The 17,953-nt window shown below is 68.5% G+C and carries 19 protein-coding genes; 11 read left to right on the top strand and 8 right to left on the bottom strand.

Annotation, left to right across the window (positions count from 1 at the left end; translation table 11 throughout):
- Window positions 1–36: 36 nt before the first annotated feature.
- Complete coding sequence (locus AC3ENO_RS07675; protein ID WP_488185770.1) at window positions 37–810, top strand: ComF family protein; 774 nt, start codon at window positions 37–39, stop codon at window positions 808–810.
- A gap of 149 nt (window positions 811–959) precedes the next feature.
- Window positions 960–1,616 (top strand): ribosome hibernation-promoting factor, HPF/YfiA family, encoded by a 657-nt coding sequence (gene hpf / locus AC3ENO_RS07670; RefSeq protein ID WP_434970098.1) that lies wholly within the window; start codon window positions 960–962, stop codon window positions 1,614–1,616.
- Window positions 1,617–1,681: 65 nt separating this feature from the next.
- Here hpf and AC3ENO_RS07665 read toward each other — a convergent pair whose 3' ends face one another.
- Window positions 1,682–3,037 carry a hypothetical protein gene (locus AC3ENO_RS07665; RefSeq protein WP_434970046.1) on the bottom strand — a complete coding sequence of 452 codons (1,356 nt, stop codon included), beginning with the start codon at window positions 3,035–3,037 and terminating at the stop codon, window positions 1,682–1,684.
- A gap of 172 nt (window positions 3,038–3,209) precedes the next feature.
- Here AC3ENO_RS07665 and secA point away from each other — a divergent pair, with 172 nt between their 5' ends.
- Both secA and AC3ENO_RS07655 read left to right on the top strand, forming a co-directional pair.
- Entirely contained in the window at window positions 3,210–6,032 is a 2,823-nt protein-coding gene (secA, locus tag AC3ENO_RS07660) for a preprotein translocase subunit SecA (RefSeq protein ID WP_434970045.1), read from the top strand.
- Between the two features lie 58 nt (window positions 6,033–6,090).
- Complete coding sequence (locus AC3ENO_RS07655) at window positions 6,091–7,317, top strand: pyridoxal phosphate-dependent aminotransferase (protein ID WP_434970044.1); 1,227 nt, start codon at window positions 6,091–6,093, stop codon at window positions 7,315–7,317.
- Window positions 7,318–7,350: 33 nt separating this feature from the next.
- Here AC3ENO_RS07655 and AC3ENO_RS07650 read toward each other — a convergent pair whose 3' ends face one another.
- Window positions 7,351–7,791 carry an Rv3235 family protein gene (locus AC3ENO_RS07650; RefSeq protein ID WP_434970043.1) on the bottom strand — a complete coding sequence of 147 codons (441 nt, stop codon included), beginning with the start codon at window positions 7,789–7,791 and terminating at the stop codon, window positions 7,351–7,353.
- Between the two features lie 128 nt (window positions 7,792–7,919).
- On the opposite strand from AC3ENO_RS07650, the gene AC3ENO_RS07645 reads away from it, so the two are divergent.
- Window positions 7,920–8,507, top strand: a complete 588-nt coding sequence (locus AC3ENO_RS07645) for a hypothetical protein (RefSeq protein WP_434970042.1) — start codon at window positions 7,920–7,922, stop codon at window positions 8,505–8,507.
- A 16-nt stretch (window positions 8,508–8,523) separates the two neighbouring features.
- Here AC3ENO_RS07645 and AC3ENO_RS07640 read toward each other — a convergent pair whose 3' ends face one another.
- Window positions 8,524–8,805: a helix-turn-helix domain-containing protein gene (locus tag AC3ENO_RS07640; RefSeq protein ID WP_434970041.1), complete on the bottom strand. Its 282-nt coding sequence runs from the start codon at window positions 8,803–8,805 to the stop codon at window positions 8,524–8,526.
- Between the two features lie 98 nt (window positions 8,806–8,903).
- Here AC3ENO_RS07640 and AC3ENO_RS07635 point away from each other — a divergent pair, with 98 nt between their 5' ends.
- Genes AC3ENO_RS07635 through AC3ENO_RS07625 form a run of 3 tightly spaced genes read left to right on the top strand, consistent with a single transcriptional unit; the run spans window position 8,904 to window position 12,221 of the window.
- Window positions 8,904–9,527, top strand: a complete 624-nt coding sequence (locus AC3ENO_RS07635) for an SAF domain-containing protein (RefSeq protein WP_434970040.1) — start codon at window positions 8,904–8,906, stop codon at window positions 9,525–9,527.
- Window positions 9,524–10,708, top strand: a complete 1,185-nt coding sequence (locus tag AC3ENO_RS07630; protein ID WP_434970039.1) for a CpaE/TadZ family protein — start codon at window positions 9,524–9,526, stop codon at window positions 10,706–10,708. The genes AC3ENO_RS07635 and AC3ENO_RS07630 overlap by 4 nt, the downstream gene beginning before the upstream one ends.
- A 34-nt stretch (window positions 10,709–10,742) precedes the next feature.
- The gene (locus AC3ENO_RS07625; RefSeq protein ID WP_434970038.1) at window positions 10,743–12,221 is read left to right on the top strand and encodes a sensor histidine kinase; all 1,479 of its coding nucleotides are present in this window, start codon (window positions 10,743–10,745) and stop codon (window positions 12,219–12,221) included.
- 66 nt (window positions 12,222–12,287) lie between these two features.
- Here AC3ENO_RS07625 and AC3ENO_RS07620 read toward each other — a convergent pair whose 3' ends face one another.
- The gene (locus AC3ENO_RS07620) at window positions 12,288–12,536 is read right to left on the bottom strand and encodes a WhiB family transcriptional regulator (protein WP_019182239.1); all 249 of its coding nucleotides are present in this window, start codon (window positions 12,534–12,536) and stop codon (window positions 12,288–12,290) included.
- Window positions 12,537–12,740: 204 nt separating this feature from the next.
- Between AC3ENO_RS07620 and AC3ENO_RS07615 the strand changes: the two genes are divergently transcribed.
- Entirely contained in the window at window positions 12,741–13,157 is a 417-nt protein-coding gene (locus tag AC3ENO_RS07615) for a histidine kinase (protein WP_434970037.1), read from the top strand.
- A 15-nt stretch (window positions 13,158–13,172) separates the two neighbouring features.
- Here the strand turns inward: AC3ENO_RS07615 and bcp are convergent, their stop codons facing one another.
- Genes bcp through aroA form a run of 3 tightly spaced genes read right to left on the bottom strand, consistent with a single transcriptional unit; the run spans window position 13,173 to window position 16,100 of the window.
- Window positions 13,173–13,640: a thioredoxin-dependent thiol peroxidase gene (bcp, locus tag AC3ENO_RS07610; protein ID WP_434970036.1), complete on the bottom strand. Its 468-nt coding sequence runs from the start codon at window positions 13,638–13,640 to the stop codon at window positions 13,173–13,175.
- 43 nt (window positions 13,641–13,683) lie between these two features.
- Window positions 13,684–14,739, bottom strand: coding sequence for a ribosome small subunit-dependent GTPase A (rsgA, locus tag AC3ENO_RS07605; RefSeq protein WP_434970035.1), 1,056 nt, complete (start codon window positions 14,737–14,739; stop codon window positions 13,684–13,686).
- On the bottom strand, window positions 14,736–16,100 hold the full coding sequence (gene aroA / locus AC3ENO_RS07600; protein ID WP_434970034.1) for a 3-phosphoshikimate 1-carboxyvinyltransferase: 1,365 nt from the start codon (window positions 16,098–16,100) through the stop codon (window positions 14,736–14,738). The genes rsgA and aroA overlap by 4 nt, the downstream gene beginning before the upstream one ends.
- A 35-nt stretch (window positions 16,101–16,135) precedes the next feature.
- Here aroA and AC3ENO_RS07595 point away from each other — a divergent pair, with 35 nt between their 5' ends.
- Together AC3ENO_RS07595 and AC3ENO_RS07590 are read left to right on the top strand one after the other, a co-directional pair.
- Window positions 16,136–16,759, top strand: coding sequence for a sigma-70 family RNA polymerase sigma factor (locus tag AC3ENO_RS07595; protein ID WP_434970033.1), 624 nt, complete (start codon window positions 16,136–16,138; stop codon window positions 16,757–16,759).
- Window positions 16,756–17,034, top strand: coding sequence for a zf-HC2 domain-containing protein (locus AC3ENO_RS07590; protein ID WP_434970032.1), 279 nt, complete (start codon window positions 16,756–16,758; stop codon window positions 17,032–17,034). The genes AC3ENO_RS07595 and AC3ENO_RS07590 overlap by 4 nt, the downstream gene beginning before the upstream one ends.
- Window positions 17,035–17,040: 6 nt before the next feature.
- Here AC3ENO_RS07590 and AC3ENO_RS07585 read toward each other — a convergent pair whose 3' ends face one another.
- Window positions 17,041–17,943: a diacylglycerol kinase gene (locus AC3ENO_RS07585; protein ID WP_434970097.1), complete on the bottom strand. Its 903-nt coding sequence runs from the start codon at window positions 17,941–17,943 to the stop codon at window positions 17,041–17,043.
- Between the last annotated feature and the right edge of the window lie 10 nt (window positions 17,944–17,953).

The raw sequence follows: 17,953 nt of genomic DNA, 5'->3' as shown, positions 1-17,953 counted from the left end.
CGATTTCGGTGCGCGCACGGAGCGCCTTGCGCGGCGATGGATGCTCTCATTGTGATCTCTCCGAGCCTGTCGACCGCCGCCGAGCGAATACGTGACGCCGCAGCCGGGGCGCTGTCGTGGCTCATCCCCGTGGAGTGCGCGGGATGCGGCGAGCCGGACCGCGCACTGTGCCCGGCGTGCGATGACACCCTCCGACGTTCCCGCCCGCGGCATCGCGCGCTGCCTGGAGTCGACGTCGTCAGCGCGATGGAGTACACCGGACCGGTGGTGGGGGTGCTGCGCTCACTCAAGTCGGAGGGGAGAACAGGTCTCGCACGCCCTCTGGGGATGGCGCTGCGCACCGCGCTCGAGCAGATCAGCCCCGGGACCCCCGAGCTGATCCCCGGTGCCGCCGGGGCCGCGTGGGTCCCCGTCGGGATTCCCTCGTCTGCCGCGGCGTTCCGTCGCCGGGGATACCGTGTCGTCGACCTCATCGCTCGCCACGCGGGCCTGCGGTGCGTTCCGGTCCTTCGAGTGGCCACAGCGGCCGCCGACCAGCGCGCGCTCGGTCGAGCAGAGCGACACCAGAACGCGGAGGGGATGTTCACGGTCCGGTCCCTCCCGCGGGCTCCCCTCATCCTCGTCGACGATGTCGTCACGACAGGAGCCACTCTTCGGGCCGCCGCTCACGCAATACGCGCTGCCGGGGGAACGGTCGTCGGCGCCGTCACTGTCGCGTCGACCCCGTTGCGGTGGGTGCCCCCGGACACTGGCGCACCGCGCGATGACGGGAGTGGATCACCGCCACCGGCGCGCGCCCGGAGGCCGTGAAAAACCTCGGTCTGCCCGAGGGGGGCGAACTCTATCGACACGATGCACATCATGCGTGACAGTCCGGTGGCCAGGGTCTAACGTGGGGGTGACAAGGCGACTGATGGTCCGCCCTTGGAACCGGGCGGACCGGAAACAAGGAGGTCATGATGGACACGAACATCGTCGGCGTGGGGGTAGGTATCACAGACCGCTTCCGCTCGGTCGTCGAGGAGAAAGTGGTTCGCATCGAACACCTCGCGCCCCGCGCGCAACGCGTGGATGTCAAGGTGACGCACCGCACGTACCGCACCGGGCGCGTCGAGGACCACACCGTCGAACTCACGCTGACCGGCAAGGGTCCGCTGGTGCGGGCCGAGGCCACGGACGCCGACAAGTTCACGGCGCTCGACCTGGCCGTCGACAAGCTCTGCGAGCAGTTGCGCCGGGCGAAGGACAAGAGGGTGGACGCGCGCAACCACCCGCGCAAGGCCAGCTTCGACAAGGGTCGCGGCGAACTCGACGGCATCGACATTCAACCCGCGTCCGCCGATGTGCTTCGCCGCGTCGCAACGGGTGAGGTGCCGATCGTCGACGGGGAGGAAGAGGAGGCATACACTCCGGTCGTCATTCGCACGAAGGAGTTCGAGGCGGAGTGGATGACCGTCGAGGAGGCCGTCGACAGGATGGAACTGGTCGGACACGACTTCTTCTTGTTCATCAACGCGGCAACCGATCACCCGAGCGTCGTGTACCGGCGCAAGGGATGGGACTACGGCGTCATCTCGCTGACGACCGAGGCGAGCCCCGCAGCCGTCGCGGTCTGACCCACGGGATCGCACGGTTCGCTGAACGGATGCCGCGGGCTCAGGCGCCCGCGGCATCCGGCGTGTCAGTCGAAGATTCCGTCCAGGATGCTGCCGATCACGAGACCTCCGAGGATGCCGCCCACGAGGTCCGACCCCCCGCCGGCTCGGCGACCGAACCCCTCCATGGGGCCTCCCCACTGGGGCGGGGGACCGGCGGCGGGCCGGGAGGCATCGATGTCCCGCTGCGCATAGCGAAGTGCCTCGCTCGCCAGATGGGCGGCGCGTCGAGCGACCTCCATCGCCTGTTCCCGATCATCCTCGGCGATCGTCGACACGGTGGCCGCCGCGCCTCCGACCACCCGGTCGAGATCCGCTCTGACTCGCTCGGCCTCCGCGAGGCGGGTGCGCGCGTCAGCGCCGATCCACCCGCGGTGACCGGCGATCACGTCTCGCGCGACCGCGAGCTGGCGGTCGGCGTCATCAATCGCGTGGCGCACGTGGCCGAGCTCCGGGATCGGCCGGGCGGCCCGCTCGCGGGCGGCGGCGACCGCGGCGTCCAGTGCCGCGTTGGCCTCGCGCATCCGAGTCAAGTGCGCGAACGGATCCGTGTTCACACCGGCTGCAGGGAGGGAGGCGAGGGCCGACTGCAGTGCTGACATCGCGTCGACCACGGCGGGCACCTGGGGAGCACTCCGAGCGGCGATTAGGTCCGCTCGGGAGTCCTCGATGATTGCCGCGAGGGTCGACTCCGCGCGCAGCGCCTCGACCTCGAAGGTCTCCACGGCGTCCACGAGGGTCTCCGCGCGTCGGGCGGCTTCGGTGGCCGCCTCCAAGGCCAGGTTGGCCTGCTCTCGCTGACCGGCTTCACGGCGACGCTCTGCGACGGCGGCGCTGTGCTCGGCAAACCCCAGGAGCTGCTCAGCCTCGGCGGGGTTGGCCGCGACACCCTCCAGAGCGCTCGGCGCATACCTCGCACCCAGCCGCTCGACGGTTTCGCGGGCGTGGGGCAGCCGGGCACGGATGCGGGTCGCGTCAGCACGCACGCGCGCGATGATCTCCGGGGCGCGGCGAGCGCGTTCGATAGGTTCGGCCAGGGCCGCCATCCGGTCTTCGAGCAGGTCCTCGGCCCACTCGCAGAGCTGGATGATGCGCGTGTTGCGGGTGCGGAGCTCCTCGGGCGTATCCGGGATTTCGTCGTGATTGAGCTGCTGGAGGTGGAACGCCTCCTGCATGTGGGTGCGTACCGACTCGAGTGCGGTGCGCAGATCGCTCACGGCGTTCGGTCCGAGTTCGGCCTCCGCGAACGACACTTCGTCGACGGCGAGACGGATGTGCTCGTCGGCCGCGACCAGAGCGCTCTGCGCGCGCCGAGCGAGATCGGCATCCCGCTCAGCCGTCTCCGCCTGTTCGCGCTTGCGTCGTCCCCAGAATCCGGCCATGTCTTGATCCTAGGAGCGCGCGGCCGAGTTCGGGCTGAGTGCATATCACCGCTCGCGAACGGTCTCAGCCCACGCCAAGGTCACGGCCCGGTAACATGAGTCGGTATGTCCGAGCGCGGTTCGCGCCGGGTCGGCACCCTGGGTGCCGCCGTTGACAGATGGAGAGCTTTCCGTGGCCAATCCTCTCGAGAAACTCCTTCGCGCCGGTGAAGGCCGGTTGCTGCGACGGCTGCAGCAGGTCGCGAAGGCGGTCAACGCCCTCGAGGACGAGTACTCGCAGCTGACCGACGAAGAACTGCGAGACGAAACGGTCGAGTTCCGTGCCCGCTACGAAGCCGGTGAGACGCTCGACAAGCTCATGCCCGAGGCTTTCGCTGCCGTGCGTGAGGCCGCCAAGCGCACGATCGGTCAGCGCCACTACGACGTGCAGCTCATGGGCGGTGCGGCGCTCCACCTCGGGAATATCGCCGAGATGAAGACCGGTGAAGGCAAGACGCTGGTGGCGACCCTTCCCGCGTACCTGAACGCGATTGCGGGCAAGGGCGTGCACGTCGTGACCGTCAACGACTTCCTCGCGGGCTATCAGGCCGAACTGATGGGCCGTGTCTATCGCGCTCTCGGGATGACCACCGGCACGATCGTGTCGGGGCAGACGCCCGAGGTCCGGCGTGAGCAGTACCTCGCCGACATCACGTACGGCACGAACAACGAGTTCGGCTTCGACTATCTGCGCGACAACATGGCCTGGCGCAAGGAAGACCTCGTTCAGCGCGGCCACTTCTTCGCGATCGTCGACGAGGTCGACTCGATCCTCATCGACGAGGCTCGCACGCCGCTGATCATTTCCGGACCTTCCGCGGGAGAGGCCAACCGCTGGTTCACCGAGTTCGCCAAGATCGCTCGCACGCTTGAGCCGGGTGTCGACTACGAGGTCGACGAGAAGAAGCGCACGATCGGCGTCCTCGAGCCGGGGATCGAGAAGGTCGAGGACTACCTCGGCATCGACAACCTGTACGAGTCGGTCAACACTCCGCTGATCTCGTTCCTGAACAATTCCATCAAGGCGCTTGCGCTGTTCAAGCGCGACACCGACTACGTCGTGATGAACGACGAGGTCATGATCGTGGATGAGCACACGGGGCGAATCCTCGTCGGCCGGCGCTACAACGAGGGCATCCACCAGGCGATCGAGGCGAAGGAAGGGGTCCCGGTCAAGGCCGAGAACCAGACTCTTGCGACCGTGACGCTGCAGAACTACTTCCGCCTGTACGACAAGCTCTCGGGAATGACCGGTACCGCCGAGACCGAAGCGGCCGAGTTCATGTCGACGTACCAGCTCGGTGTGGTCTCGATCCCGACCAACAAGCCGATGATCCGTAAGGATCAGGCGGACCTTGTCTACAAGAACGAGCCCGCCAAGTTCGCGCAGGTCGTGGAGGACATCGCCAAGCGTCACGAAGCCGGCCAGCCCGTGCTGGTCGGGACGGTCTCGGTCGAAAAGAGCGAGTACCTCTCGCGCTTGCTCGCGAAGAAGGGGATCAAGCACGAGGTCCTGAACGCGAAGAACCACGCGCGCGAGGCGGAGATCGTCGCGCGCGCCGGCCGGTTGGGTGCGGTGACGGTGGCGACCAACATGGCCGGTCGCGGTACCGACATCATGCTCGGCGGCAACGCAGAGTTCCTCGCCGTTCAGGAGATGAAGGCGAAGGGACTCGACCCGGTCGAGACGCCCGAGGCGTACGAGGCCGAGTGGGACGCCGTCTACAACGACATGCGGGAGCGCGTCTCGGCCGAGGCCGAGAAGGTCGTCGCGGCGGGCGGACTGTATGTTCTGGGCACCGAGCGGCACGAGTCTCGGCGCATCGACAATCAGCTGCGCGGTCGGTCCGGTCGCCAGGGTGACCCCGGCGAGAGCCGGTTCTACCTGTCGCTCACAGACGACCTCATGCGCCTGTTCCAGTCGGGAGCCGCCGAGGCGATCCTGTCTCGCACGAACTTCCCCGACGATGTCGCGATTGAGTCAGGAATGGTCTCGCGCGCGATCAAGAGCGCCCAGTCGCAGGTCGAGGCTCGCAACGCGGAGCTGCGCAAGAACGTGCTGAAGTACGACGACGTGCTGAACCGTCAGCGTGAGGCGATCTACTCGGACCGCCGCCATATCCTCGAGGGTGATGACATCGCCGACCGGGTCCAGCACTTCATCGAGGATGCGATCAGCGCGCTGATCGACGACCACACCGGTTCGGGGCACACGGAGAGTTGGGACTTCGATGCCCTCTGGACCGAGCTGAAGACCCTCTACCCGGTGTCGCTCACGATCGATGAGGTGGTCGCCGAGTCCGGGAGCAAGGGCAAGGTCACGCCTGAGGTTCTCAAGCGGGAGCTCATCTCGGATGCACGGATCGCCTACCAGAAGCGCGAGGAGAGCCTCGGGGAAGCCGCGATGCGCGAACTCGAGCGTCGCGTCGTGCTCCAGGTCGTCGACCGCCGCTGGCGTGACCACCTGTACGAAATGGACTACCTCAAGGACGGTATCGGCCTGCGCGCCATGGCGCAGCGGGATCCGCTGATCGAGTATCAGCGTGAGGGGTACCAGATGTTCCAGCAGATGATGGGGCAGATCAAGGAGGAGTCGGTCGGGTACCTGTACAACCTCGATGTCGAGGTGCGTCGCGCCGACGGCGAGCACGCCGCGGAGGTCGAGGCGAAGGGACTGTCGATCGCTCCCACGGTCGATGGGCAGCGACTGCAGTACTCCGCGGCCAACGACGCCGGCGAGGTCGAGGTGCGCAATGAGCGCGGCCAGGTGCAGCAGGCGGCGACCAGCCGCGCGCGGCAGACTGCCGCATCCGTGCCCGCCGCACCTGTCGCCCCTGCCCCGCCGGCCGCGCGCGGCGCGTTCGGGCAGCGGACCGATGGCGAGTCGTCGGCGCAGCCCGCGCGTCCCCAGCCGATGAACCGCGCTCAGCGGCGTGCGGCCGACAAGAAGAAGTAGGTTCGGGCGGGCCACGACCGGTCAGGTGGCAGGGAAGGTGCGGCACTATTCTGAACGGATGACCCACCCCCGGCCCCTGGACCAGTCGAGCAAGCTGAAGCACGTCCTCTACGAGATCCGAGGGCAGGCTCTGGTCGAAGCCGACCGTCTGGAGGCGGAGGGGCACAGGATCCTCAAGCTGAATACGGGAAACCCCGCGGCATTCGGATTCGAGGCGCCTTTTCAGATCGTGCGCGACATGATCGAGGCTGTTCCCGAAGCGCACGGATACAGCGATAGCCGCGGGATCAAGTCCGCCCGGCTCGCCGTGGTGTACAGGTACGAGCAGGTTCCCGGCTTCCCGACACTCGATCCGGATGACGTGTACCTCGGCAACGGCGTTTCCGAACTCATCACGATGACGATGCAGGCGCTCCTGGACGAGGGCGACGAGGTCTTGATCCCCGCTCCGGACTACCCGCTGTGGACCGCGATGACAAGTCTCGGTGGCGGCACGCCGGTGCACTATCTGTGCGACGAGCAGAACGGCTGGCAGCCCGACATCGAGGACATCCGCTCCAAGGTCACGGAGCGGACGAAAGCGATCGTCGTGATCAACCCCAACAACCCCACCGGCGCCGTGTATACCCGCGAGGTGCTCGACCAGATCGCAGACATCGCTCGGGAGCACTCGTTGCTCGTGCTCGCCGACGAGATCTACGATCGCATCCTGTTCGACGACGCGGTCCACATCCCGATGGCCGCGGTCGCGCCCGACCTGCTCGTGTTGACCTTCAATGGCCTGTCGAAGACCTATCGGGTGGCCGGCTATCGGTCCGGATGGCTCGCGATCACCGGGCCGAAAGACCACGCCGCCGGGTTCCTGGAGGGAATCACCCTGCTTGCATCGACGAGGCTGTGCCCCAATGTGCCAGCCCAGTACGCGGTACAGGCGGCCCTCTCCGGCGTGCAGTCGATCGATGCGCTGATCGCTCCGACCGGGCGGCTCCATGAGCAGCGCGAAGCCGCGTGGGAGGCGTTGGAGTCGATCCCGGGCGTCAGCTGCGTCAAGCCGGACGGCGCGCTGTATGCCTTCCCGCGATTCGACCCCAACGTGTACGAGATCCGCGATGATGCTCGTCTGGTCTACGACTTCCTCGTGGCCGAGAAGGTGCTGCTGGTGCAGGGAACCGGGTTCAACTGGCCCACGCCGGATCACGTTCGAATCGTGACGCTCCCCGAGTCGCGGGTGCTCACCGAAGCCATCGAGCGCCTCGGCAACTTCCTGTCGACGTATCGGCAGTGACCGCCGCGGTGAACGGCGGGATCTGCGACGGCCTCACAGCAGCGCGAGGGACGTCGTCCGCCACCGGCCGTCCATGCCCTCGAGCCGTAGAGCAACCGCACGGGTCCGCGCCGGGCCGCGGACGATGACCACGCCCTCCACGACGCCGTCTGCCGGCGAAGAATGGCGAACGGACACGATCTGGTGGACCGGGCGTTTGGCCGGCACACCGCGGGCGCTTCGCGCACGCGCGGCGAGGTTCGCCCGCGTGACGAGCTTTCGATAGGCATCCTCGGTCAGCCACCTGGCGAGCTGGTCCACTTCGCGGACACCGGCGAAGATCTCCAGGACGCCGCGGGAGATGTTGCGCAGAAACGTGTCGGGATCGGGGAGGTCCGCGGTGCTCGTGCGCTGAGGCGCGAAGTACTGGGTCAGCTCGGCCGCTTCGTCTGCCGCGCGGTAGGCGCGTGCGAAGCTCGATTGCGTCGTCGCCATGAGATCTCACTCTCGACCGGAAACAGGATGTCGAGAAGTAGAGCACACAGCGAACTCCCAGAAGAGGGCGAGGGGGTCGCTGTGGACAGTTTCTCATCGACTCCTCATCTAGGACGTACGCTCGCCGAGTGCGTTGGGACCGACTGTTCGACGACCTCGAAGCTCAGGCATCCGCGGAGTGGGAGGCCGAACGCGCCGCCCTCGCGTCGGAGTCAGAACGGGTGCGCCTCTCGCGCGTGACGCTGCGGGACCGGCTCCTCCTCCTGCGGGAGGTCACCGCGCACGTGCGTGCCGATCTCACGGCCGGGAGCGGGATCGAGGGGCCGGTGATCGCCGTCGGCGCTGATTGGCTCGCGGTGGAGCGCGTCCCGTCGTCGGTGAGCATCGTTCCGTTCTCCGCCGTGGTGAGCCTCCGGATGCCGCACGCCGACCTGCTGCGCAGCGCGGCCGGTCGCGCCGGAGGAGCCCTGCGGGACAGACTCGATCTCGGCTTCGTGGTTCGCGACCTCGCCCGGCGCCGTGTCCCGGTGCTCGCGGAGCTCATCCCCGGCACCGTCGTCACCGGAACCGTGGATCGGGCCGGTGCCGATCACTTCGATCTGGCGGTGCACGATCTCGACACGGCGCGGCATCCGTCGGCGGTCAGCGGCTATCGGATGATCCCGTTCGCGGCGGTGACCCAGCTGGTCGTGGCCGCGGACGACGCGGGGCTCTGATTCGCTGCAGCGGATCTCAGTCGGGATTGCGGATCGCTCCGGTTCCCCACAGCTCCGGGAAACTCGCGGTCTGTGACTGGTGCCACAACGCCATCCGTCGCGTCTGCTCAACCTGATCGTCGAGGTAGGCATCGACGCTGCTCTCGTCGATCCGCCACTGCCCACTCTGACCCACGCGCATTCCGCGAAGCTGCCCGGCCAGCACGAGAGCGAGCACGTCGTCGACGTCGATAGCGAGCACCTCGGCAACCTGAGAGGGCGTCAGCAGGCGCGCGTCGGCAGCGGGGGGATGGGGCATGTCCCCATTATGACCCCGGGCTCGGACACGGCTGCGCTCTAGAGCGCGCTGTGGATAAGCGCGGCGGCAGGGGGCGATGCTCGGCCACCATGGTTCGCATGGTCTCCGAATCCCGCAGCAGTCGGCGCCCCGCCTGGGCAGATCTGAGGTTCCTGGTCGGCATCGTCCTGGTCGTGGCATCCGTCGGAGGTGTCTGGATCGTCGTCTCGGCCGCGCGCCAGACCCAGCCGATGTACGTCGCCGCTCGCGCGATCGTCCCGGGTGAGCCGGTCGACGCCGCTGATCTCGCTGTCGTCGAGGTCACGCTGGGCGCGGCATCCGACGCCTACCTCCATGCCGATCAGCTCGAAGAGGGGCTCGTGGCCACACGGACGGTCGCGGCGGGCGAGCTCGTCCCCGCCGATGCCCTCGTCTCGGACGAGAGCGCCCAGTCCACGACGGTCGTCGTTCGCAGCGCAGTCGACGTCCCCGGTTCGGTCGTCGCCGGCTCGACCGTCGAGTTGTGGGCGGCGCCGCGCCTCGACCAGTCGCGCTACGACACACCGCGCATCCTCGTGGCCGACGCGACGGTGGTCGGCGTGACCCGGGACGAGTCGCCGCTTGCGGGCGGGACCGCCGCCGTCGAACTCGTCATCCCGAGGGCCGACGTCGCGGCGGCGCTCGCCGCGATCGCGGACGGGGCGGCACTGTCCGTAGTGCCCGCAGCGCCGGGGCAGCGATGAGGACGGTGATCGCTCTCGACGAGCCCCACGGTGCACGCCTCGCGGACGAGCTGTCCCGTCTCGGATGGGATGCCGAGGCTCGCCCGCCGGCTGCTCCCGGCCTCATGGCAGCGCGGGGTCGGATGCGCGAACTCGCAGACCGCTCACCGGAGCTGCTGGTCATCGCCTCCCGCCACGACACGCTGACCCGCGATGTCGTGATGGCGTGCGATCGCGAGGGAATCCGGATCATCCCGGTGGGGGAGGGGGAGGCATCCGTTCGACTGGCTCAGGCGTTCGGACTGGGCGTTCTGATGTCGCCGCGGGTCTCTGGACGTGAGTTGATGCAGGCCGTGCGTGCGCCGATTCCCGCGGCGCCCATGCCACCCGGCGGGCGCCGCGTCATCGTCGTGTGGGGGCCGGCGGGGTCGCCGGGACGCTCGACGATCGCGATCGAACTGGCTGTGCACCTCGCCCGGGACCGGTCGGCAGCGCTCGTCGACGCCGATTCCCACGCACCATCCGTGGCGATCACGCTCGGGTTGCCGGACGAGGGGCCCGGGTTCGCTGCCGCATGCCGCCAGGTCACGCGCGGCGCGCTGGATGTCGCGGAACTGGAACGGATCGCGCTGCGTGTCGGACGCGGACCGCGTGTGCTGACGGGCATCAACCGTCCGTCTCGATGGCCGGAGCTGCGTGAGGATCGGGTCCGACGTGCCCTGGCGGTCTGCCGGGAGTGGGTGGATGACACGGTGGTCGACGTGGCTGCGCCGCTGGATCGGGATGAGGAGATCGTGAGCGACCTCGCGGGCGATCGACGCAACGCCGCGACGATCGCTGCGCTCCAGGAGGCGGATCTGGTCGTTGCCGTTGCCGGCGCGGACCCGGTGGGCATCGGTCGATTCGTCCGGGGATACGCGCAGCTGCGCGAGACTGTCGGCTCCACGCCGATCGCGGTCATCGCGAACAGGCTTCGTCCCGGCGCGCTGGGCATCGACGCGCGCGGTCAGGTGCGGCGGAGCCTCGACCGATTCGCAGGCATCCGCGACGTCTGGTTCGTCCCCCAGGACCCGCGGTCCGCGGACGCCGCGCTTCTGGCGGCCCGACCGATTGCCGAGGTGGCACGTCGATCTCCGATCGTCTCTGCCGTGCGGCGTTTTGCGGCAGAGGCGCTTACCGTCGACTCTCGAAACGCAGCGTAGCTCGAGCATGCGGTCGGGGCTTTAGGCTGAGACGATGTCGACGCTCAGCGATCTCGTCTATGCCCAGGGGCGTTCCACCGATGCGGATGTCGAATGGCTCCACCGTCTCGCGGGAGACGGTCAGCTGCTTGCCGATCTCGCCTTCGCCGACATCGTGATCTGGGTGCCGACGGCCGATGATTCCTTCGTCGCGGTCGGTCACACGCGCCCGAGTGGTGCGGCCACCCTCTTCTATCGCGACATCGTCGGCGATCCGGTCCGCCCGCAGTGGCGCACACAGATCCGGGAAGCGTTCTTCTCGGGGATGATCGTCGACTCGGCATCGCCCGACTGGTTCGAAGAGACTCCCACCCGCGTCCGCGCGGTGCCGATCGTCCGCGGGACCGGCGAGAGCCGCACCACGCTCGGCGTTCTCACCCGCCATACCAACCTCGGTGAGACCCGTACGCCCTCGCGCCAGCAGATCACCTTCAACGAGTGCGCCGACGACCTGTTCGGGATGGTCGCCTCGGGCGACTTTCCGGACCTGAGCGCGCCGACGGCGCCACGGCGCGGTGCCCCTCGCGCCTCGGACGGACTCGTGCGGCTCGATGTCGATGGGACCGTGACGTTCGCGAGCCCCAACGCCCTCTCGGCGTTCAACCGCATGGGCTTTGAAGACGAACTCGAGGGCGAGTCCCTCGTGGAGGTCACGACCGCGATCCTCCCCGAGAAGCGCCAGTTCGATGAGTCGCTTCCCCTCGTGGTGACCGGCCGCGCACCGTGGCGAGCAGACATCGAGGCGCGCGGGGTGACGGTGAGTCTGCGCACGATCCCGCTGCGCGATCACGGCATCCGCATCGGTGCGATCCTGTTGTGCCGCGACGTGACGGAGCTGCGACACCAGGAGCAGGAGCTGATCACCAAGGACGCGACAATCCGCGAGATCCATCACCGGGTCAAGAACAACCTCCAGACTGTCGCGTCGCTGTTGCGCATCCAGGCGCGGCGTTCGCACACCGAGGAAGCGAGGGAGGCGCTCACTCAAGCGATGCGCCGGGTGTCGGCCATCGCGGTCGTCCACGACACGCTCTCCGAGGGCCTGACGCAGCGAGTCGACTTCGACGACGTCTTCGACCGGGTGCTCAAGCTGGTAGCCGAGGTCGCCGCGGCACCGACCACCCGCGCGCGCACGCGCTCCGTCGGTCGGTTCGGCACGCTGCCGAGTGAGTACGCGACGCCGCTTGCGCTCGCTCTCACGGAACTGGTGACCAATGCCGTCGAGCACGGCTTGGCCGGCAAGGAAGGCGATGTCGAGATCGAGGCCGAGCGGGATCCCGAACGACTCCTCGTCCGCGTGCGCGACAACGGTGTCGGGCTTCCGGAGGGGCAGGTCGGCCGAGGGCTGGGCACGCAGATCGTCCGGACTCTGATTCAGGGCGAGCTCGGTGGGACGATCGACTGGCACACCCTCGTGGGCAGCGGTACCGAAGTCACCATCGACATCCCGCTTCGCTACATCGCTCTCGACTGAGCGCGATCATCCGACGCGGCACCGGTCATCGGTGCTCGCGGTCAGCGCGTCAGGGCGACGTGCGAGTCAGCTGGCGCGCCGGGCGCGCGCTGCGCGGCGCTTGAGTGCGCGGCGCTCGTCCTCGGAGAGTCCGCCCCACACGCCCGAGTCCTGACCGGACTCCAGGGCGTACTGGAGGCAGATCTCGGTGACGGTGCACCGGGCGCACACGGATTTCGCCTTTTCGATCTGATCGACGGCTGGTCCCGTGTTTCCCACGGGGAAGAACAGCTCGGGATCGACAGTCAAGCAGGCGGCCTTGTCGCGCCAGTCCATAGGGGTGCTCCTTGAGGGAAATGAGCATCGGACCACCGGGCGGTCGGATACTCTGGGGAGGTGTACGAGTGATGTCTCGTCCCACGACCTTGTGGGAGCACACGGCTTTACCAATCGTCCCACAGCCGTTCACCCGAATCAAGGGTTGAGTGGTGAGTGGGATGCAAAAGGTCTGGCGTCGGCCGAAAGCCCGGGAGGTTCGCGATGCGCACTGTGGTCGCCGCTCGAGCGGCGGGACTGATCGTGGCGATCGAAGCAGCAGGCCTCCTCGCGCTCGGCGTGTGGCAGATCATCGCCCTTGCCGCCGGTGACACGACAGCGTTCGACAGCGCCATCGCGCTGTTGGTCCTCACGATCGCCGGAGCGGCGATCGTCGCCGTGTTCGGCGTTGTGACCTGGCAGGGCGCATCGTGGGGGCGTTCGGGAGCGATCGTGACGCAGCTGCTGATTCTCGCGGTCGCGCTCGGCGCGGCCACCGGGCAGTATGCGCATCCGTTGACCGGGCTCGTGATCGCGATCCCGGCCGTTCTGGCCCTCGTCCTCTTGGTGGTGGCGGTCCGGGGGTCGTCGCGAAGCGCGACTCCGAACACCGATGACGGTGGTCGGGACGCGTCGCGCTAAGCGAGGGGTCTGGCCTCAGACCCCCAGCAGGCCGCGGATCCGGGCGACGTGCCCGCTGGCCTTCACGTTGTAGAGCGCGTGGGTGACGACACCGTCCGCGTCGAGCACGAACGTCGAGCGCAACACACCCTCCGTGGCCTTGCCGTACATCGTCTTCTCCCCCCACGCCCCGTACGCCTCGTGAACGGCGCGGTCGGGGTCGCTCAACAGGTCGTAGGGGAGCGCGTCGCGCTCCCGGAACGCACGCAGTTTGGCGGGCGCATCCCGGGAGATGCCGAGCACGATGTAGCCGGCGCTGCGCAGCGGCTCCACGCTGTCGCGGAAGTCGCAGGCCTCCGTCGTGCACCCGGGGGTCATCGCCTGCGGGTAGAAGAACAGAATGACGCCCTGCCCGCGGAGGTCGTGGAGCGAGACATCCTTCTCGTCCTGGTTCACGAGGGTGAAATCGGGGGCTTCGGCGCCGGGCTCGAGACGAACGGTCATGCCTCCAGCCTAGAGGTGCGCGTCCTCTCTCGGCGGCTCGGGTCTAGGGGTGTCCGGGGCGATCCGAGAACGTCGCCAGGAGTCGTTGCAGCGAATCCAGCCGTGCCGGTCCTCCCGGCCCCAACCGGCCCTCGGCGACGGCCTCGACGATCGCGCAGTCGGGAGCATCCGGGAGGTGCGTGCACCCGCGAGGGCACTCTCTGGCGATCTCTGCGAGATCGGTGAACGCGCGCAGGATGTTGTCGGGGTTCACGTGACCGAGCCCGAACGACCGCACCCCCGGGGTGTCGACCACCCAGCCCGTCCCCTCGGGCGCCTCGTAGCGCAGCGAGACGGTGGAGCTTGAGGTGTGGCGACCGCGGCCGGTGACCTCGTTGACATACCCGGTGGCCCGATCCGCTCCGGTGACCAGCGCGTTGACCAGTGTCGACTTGCCGACGCCCGAGTGGCCCACGAACACCGTGGTATGGCCCACGAGCGCCGCACCGATCCTGTCGACGGGCATGTCGTCGCGGGCGCTGGTGAACACCTCGAGGTCGAGACCGGTGAAGTGCGACAGGAACGCCGACGGGTCGGAGAGATCGGTCTTGGTGATGACCATGAGCGGGCGGATGCCGGCATCGAGCGCAGCCACGAGGTACCGATCCACCAGTCGAGGGCGCGGTTCGGGGTCGGCTGCCGCGATCACGATGAGCATCTGGTCGGCGTTGGCGACGATGACCCGCTCGACCTGATCGGTGTCATCGGCGCTGCGGCGCAGCAGCGACGTGCGCGGCTCGATCCCGACGATGCGGCCGAGGGTCCCCTCGTTCCCCGAGGTGTCTCCGACGACACGGACTCGGTCGCCGGTGACGATCGCGGTGCGGTGCAGTTCCCGCGCGCGGGCGGCGATCACCTGGCGTTCGTCAGGCGTGTCCTCGCCGACCAGGACCGTGTAGCGTCCTCGGTCCACGCCCAGGACACGCGCGATCTGCGCGTCGGCGTGACGGGGGCGGCGCTTGGTGCGCGGACGGTTCGCCTTGGGGTTCGGGCGGACGCGGATGTCGCTCTCGTCCACACCGAGTTCATCGTCGTCGTCGACGTCCCCCAGCCAACTCACTCCGCGGCGTTCCCCTCGAGCATCGTGTGCCACAGTTCGGGGAACTGCGGCATCGTCTTGGCCGTCGTGCCGATGTCGTCGACGACGACGCCGTCGACGACCAGTCCGATGAGCGCGCCGGTCGTGGCAATGCGGTGATCGTGGAACGCTCGCCATACCCCGCCGTGAAGAGGTTGCGGCAGCACCCGGAGCCCGTCCTCGAGCTCCTCTGCGGCCCCTCCCAGGGCCCGCAGGTTGCCCACGAGAGCGGCGATCCGGTCTGTCTCGTGACCTCGGATGTGCCCGACCCCCGTGATCGTCGTGGGGTCGGATGCGAAGGCGGCAAGGCCCACGATGGTCGGGGTCAGCTCGCTTGCGGCGGACAGGTCGATGTCGATGCCCCGGATGCCGCGTCCGCCCGACACGGTCAACGCCCCGCCTCGGCGCGCGACCCGTGCTCCCATCTCGTGCAGGATCGTCGCGAGCATCGCACCCGGCTGCGTGGAGTGGGCAGGCCACCCCGTCACGGTCACCGTGCCTCCCGTGACCATGGCGGCCGCGAGGAAGGGCGCCGCATTGGACAGGTCCGGCTCGATCGTCACGTTCTTCGCGCGCGGGGGGTGCGGAGGCACGATCCACTCGCGCGGCGAGGGGCGTTCGACGTGCACCCCTCGGTGGGCGAGGCACTCGATCGTCATGTCGATGTGCGGAAGGCTCGGCAGTCGGGACCCCGAGTGGATGAGGTGCAGCCCCGTATCGAACCGGGGGGCGGCCAGCAGCATGCCCGAGACGAATTGGCTCGACGCGCTCGCGTCGATGACGACCTCGCCGCCGCGGATGTGCCCGCGGCCGCGGACCAGGAAGGGCAGGGCCCACCGCCCTTCGTCGTCGACGTCGACACCGACGTCGCGCAGCGCCGTGATCATGGCGCCCATGGGGCGGTGCAGCGCGCTCTCGTGCGCCGTGAGGGTGACATCGCCGTCCGCGAGCCCCGCGATCCCGGCGATGAACCTCATGACGGTTCCGGCCTGGCCGCAGTCGATCGTCGCACCTCGCAGCCCGGACGACGCGGCGCCGACCGAGCCTGACCCGCTCGGGGGAGTGACCAGGAGGTCGGGACCGAAGAGGCTGTCGCCGTCCACCGACTCGATCTGCACGCCCAGGCCGGTGAGAGCCGCGACCATGCGCACTGAATCGTCGGAGTGCAGCGGCGCGTGGATAGTGCTCGGGCCGTCCGCGATCGCCGCGAGGATCAGTTCTCGATTGGTCAGCGACTTGGACCCCGGGACCGCAAGACGCGCGGCGAGGCCGCCCTCCGCGCGTGGGGCCGGCCAGCCTGGCTGTGCAGAACCGGTCCGGGGGGAATATTCGTCGCCGCTCATCGGTTTCTAGCCTAACGAGGGACGGAAGGAGCCCGATGACGATCGCTGTAGCGCCGGACGTAGACTGGCGCGTGATGACTGATCAGGCAGACACGCGCGCGCAGTTCGAAGAGCAGGCTCTGCCGTTCATGGACCAGCTGTACGCCGCCGCGATGCGGATGACGCGCAATCCCGCGGATGCCGCCGACCTCGTCCAGGAGACGTTCGTCAAGGCATACGCGTCGTGGTCGAGCTTCACGCAGGGCACGAACCTGAAGGCGTGGCTGTACCGCATCCTCACGAACGCGTACATCAACACGTACCGCAAGAAGCAGCGGGAGCCCTACCAAAGCGCCATCGAGGACCTCGAGGATTGGCAGCTCGGCGGAGCCGAGTCGACGACCTCCACGCGGACGCGTTCGGCCGAGGCGGAGGCGATCGACCACATGCCGGCATCCGTCGTGAAGGACGCGCTGCAGTCGATTCCCGAGGATTTCCGGCTGGCGGTGTACCTCGCCGACGTCGAGGGCTTTGCGTACCAGGAGATCGCCGACATCATGAAGACCCCCATCGGCACCGTGATGAGTCGCCTGCACCGTGGCAGGCGGATGCTGCGGGAGCTGCTGGCCGAATATGCGACCGAGCGCGGGATCTCGGTCGCCCCGAGGAGTGCGACATGACCGATTGCGGCTGCGCAAAAGCCACGCGGGACTTGGAGGAGTACCTGCGCAACGAGGTGTGCAAGACCGAGCACGCCGACATCCGCGAGCATCTGGAGCATTGCCCCGCGTGCCGCGAGGAGGCGCTGGTGGCGACCACGCTCACCGAAGCGGTGGCGCGCGCGTGCAAGGAGACGGCGCCCGAGGAGTTGCGCGACCAGGTCATGGCGAAGCTGCGCGCCGTGCAAGCCGTCCACGACACGGAGCTTGCCACCAAGTCGTCGCCCTCGACCTAGCGCACCCTACGGGACGGAGCCGGGGGAAGGCGCGAACACGCGAAGCGCCCGCGGGACCACATCGATCGTCACCGGGAGCGGCCCGATCGGGTCGCCGTCCGCGTATGCCGTGACGCCGGTAGCCCGCAGGGTCACCCGCCTCGCTCGGTGCATGCCGACCTCTGGGACGTTGCCGTGAGTGCCCCGGTACACCCGGGGGAGAAGGCGGAGGAACCGTGCTCGCCGGGTGGGGCGAACGAGCACGACATCGAGCTCCCCGTCCGCGGGATCGGCCCCCGGGGCGATGCGCACGCCGCCACCGTAGCTCGTTCCGTTGGCCACCGCGGCCATCAGAAGCGGTCCATCGAACCGTGTGAGCGTGCCGTCGGCATCCGTCAGCTCCACCTCGTAGGCGATGCGTCGCAGCGCCACGAGCTCGCGCAGGATCGCGATCGTGTACCGGGAGGACCCGCGTGGCCACCGCATCCGGTTGGCGCGATCGTTGACCCGCGAGTCGAACCCGCTCGCGAGGACGGAAGCGAAGAACACGGGGGGCTGCCCATCCCGTCGGACACGGGCAAGGTCGATATCCCGAGTCTGGCCCCCGGCGATGGCGTCCGCGGCGTCGTCGGCGCGCAGTTCGCGTAATCCCAGCATCTCGGCGATGTCGTTTCCCGTCCCTGCGGGGATGATGCCCAGCGGCGTCCCCGTCTGCGCCAGCACCTGCAGAGCCAGGGCCACGGTGCCGTCCCCGCCCGCGACGGCCACGGCATCCGTTCCATAGCGCACGGCCTCGCGAAGCAGCGTCGTCGACTCCGCAGCGCTCCCGCCACTGATCAGGGTCGTGCGGATGCCGTGCTCACGCAGCCGATTCGCCGCCCTGGTTGCTATCGCGCTGCCCGTCCCGGCTCGGGCCGCCGGGTTGACCAGTACGGTGACG

This window comes from Microbacterium sp. bgisy207 (assembly GCF_057706855.1).
This window is presented reverse-complemented; position numbering and strand designations above follow the sequence as displayed.

Excerpts from the sequence above, each read along its gene's own strand:
- AC3ENO_RS07625 (WP_434970038.1), top strand. The coding sequence starts at position 10,743 with ATGTCGACGCTCAGCGATCTCGTCTATGCCCAGGGGCGTTCCACCGAT.
- AC3ENO_RS07665 (WP_434970046.1), bottom strand. The coding sequence starts at position 3,037 with ATGGCCGGATTCTGGGGACGACGCAAGCGCGAACAGGCGGAGACGGCT.
- aroA (WP_434970034.1), bottom strand. The coding sequence starts at position 16,100 with ATGAGCGGCGACGAATATTCCCCCCGGACCGGTTCTGCACAGCCAGGC.
- AC3ENO_RS07655 (WP_434970044.1), top strand. The coding sequence starts at position 6,091 with ATGACCCACCCCCGGCCCCTGGACCAGTCGAGCAAGCTGAAGCACGTC.
- AC3ENO_RS07595 (WP_434970033.1), top strand. The coding sequence starts at position 16,136 with ATGACGATCGCTGTAGCGCCGGACGTAGACTGGCGCGTGATGACTGAT.
- hpf (WP_434970098.1), top strand. The coding sequence starts at position 960 with ATGGACACGAACATCGTCGGCGTGGGGGTAGGTATCACAGACCGCTTC.
- AC3ENO_RS07630 (WP_434970039.1), top strand. The coding sequence starts at position 9,524 with ATGAGGACGGTGATCGCTCTCGACGAGCCCCACGGTGCACGCCTCGCG.
- AC3ENO_RS07620 (WP_019182239.1), bottom strand. The coding sequence starts at position 12,536 with ATGGACTGGCGCGACAAGGCCGCCTGCTTGACTGTCGATCCCGAGCTG.
- bcp (WP_434970036.1), bottom strand. The coding sequence starts at position 13,640 with ATGACCGTTCGTCTCGAGCCCGGCGCCGAAGCCCCCGATTTCACCCTC.
- AC3ENO_RS07590 (WP_434970032.1), top strand. The coding sequence starts at position 16,756 with ATGACCGATTGCGGCTGCGCAAAAGCCACGCGGGACTTGGAGGAGTAC.
- AC3ENO_RS07650 (WP_434970043.1), bottom strand. The coding sequence starts at position 7,791 with ATGGCGACGACGCAATCGAGCTTCGCACGCGCCTACCGCGCGGCAGAC.
- AC3ENO_RS07675 (WP_488185770.1), top strand. The coding sequence starts at position 37 with ATGGATGCTCTCATTGTGATCTCTCCGAGCCTGTCGACCGCCGCCGAG.
- AC3ENO_RS07615 (WP_434970037.1), top strand. The coding sequence starts at position 12,741 with ATGCGCACTGTGGTCGCCGCTCGAGCGGCGGGACTGATCGTGGCGATC.
- AC3ENO_RS07640 (WP_434970041.1), bottom strand. The coding sequence starts at position 8,805 with ATGCCCCATCCCCCCGCTGCCGACGCGCGCCTGCTGACGCCCTCTCAG.
- AC3ENO_RS07635 (WP_434970040.1), top strand. The coding sequence starts at position 8,904 with ATGGTCTCCGAATCCCGCAGCAGTCGGCGCCCCGCCTGGGCAGATCTG.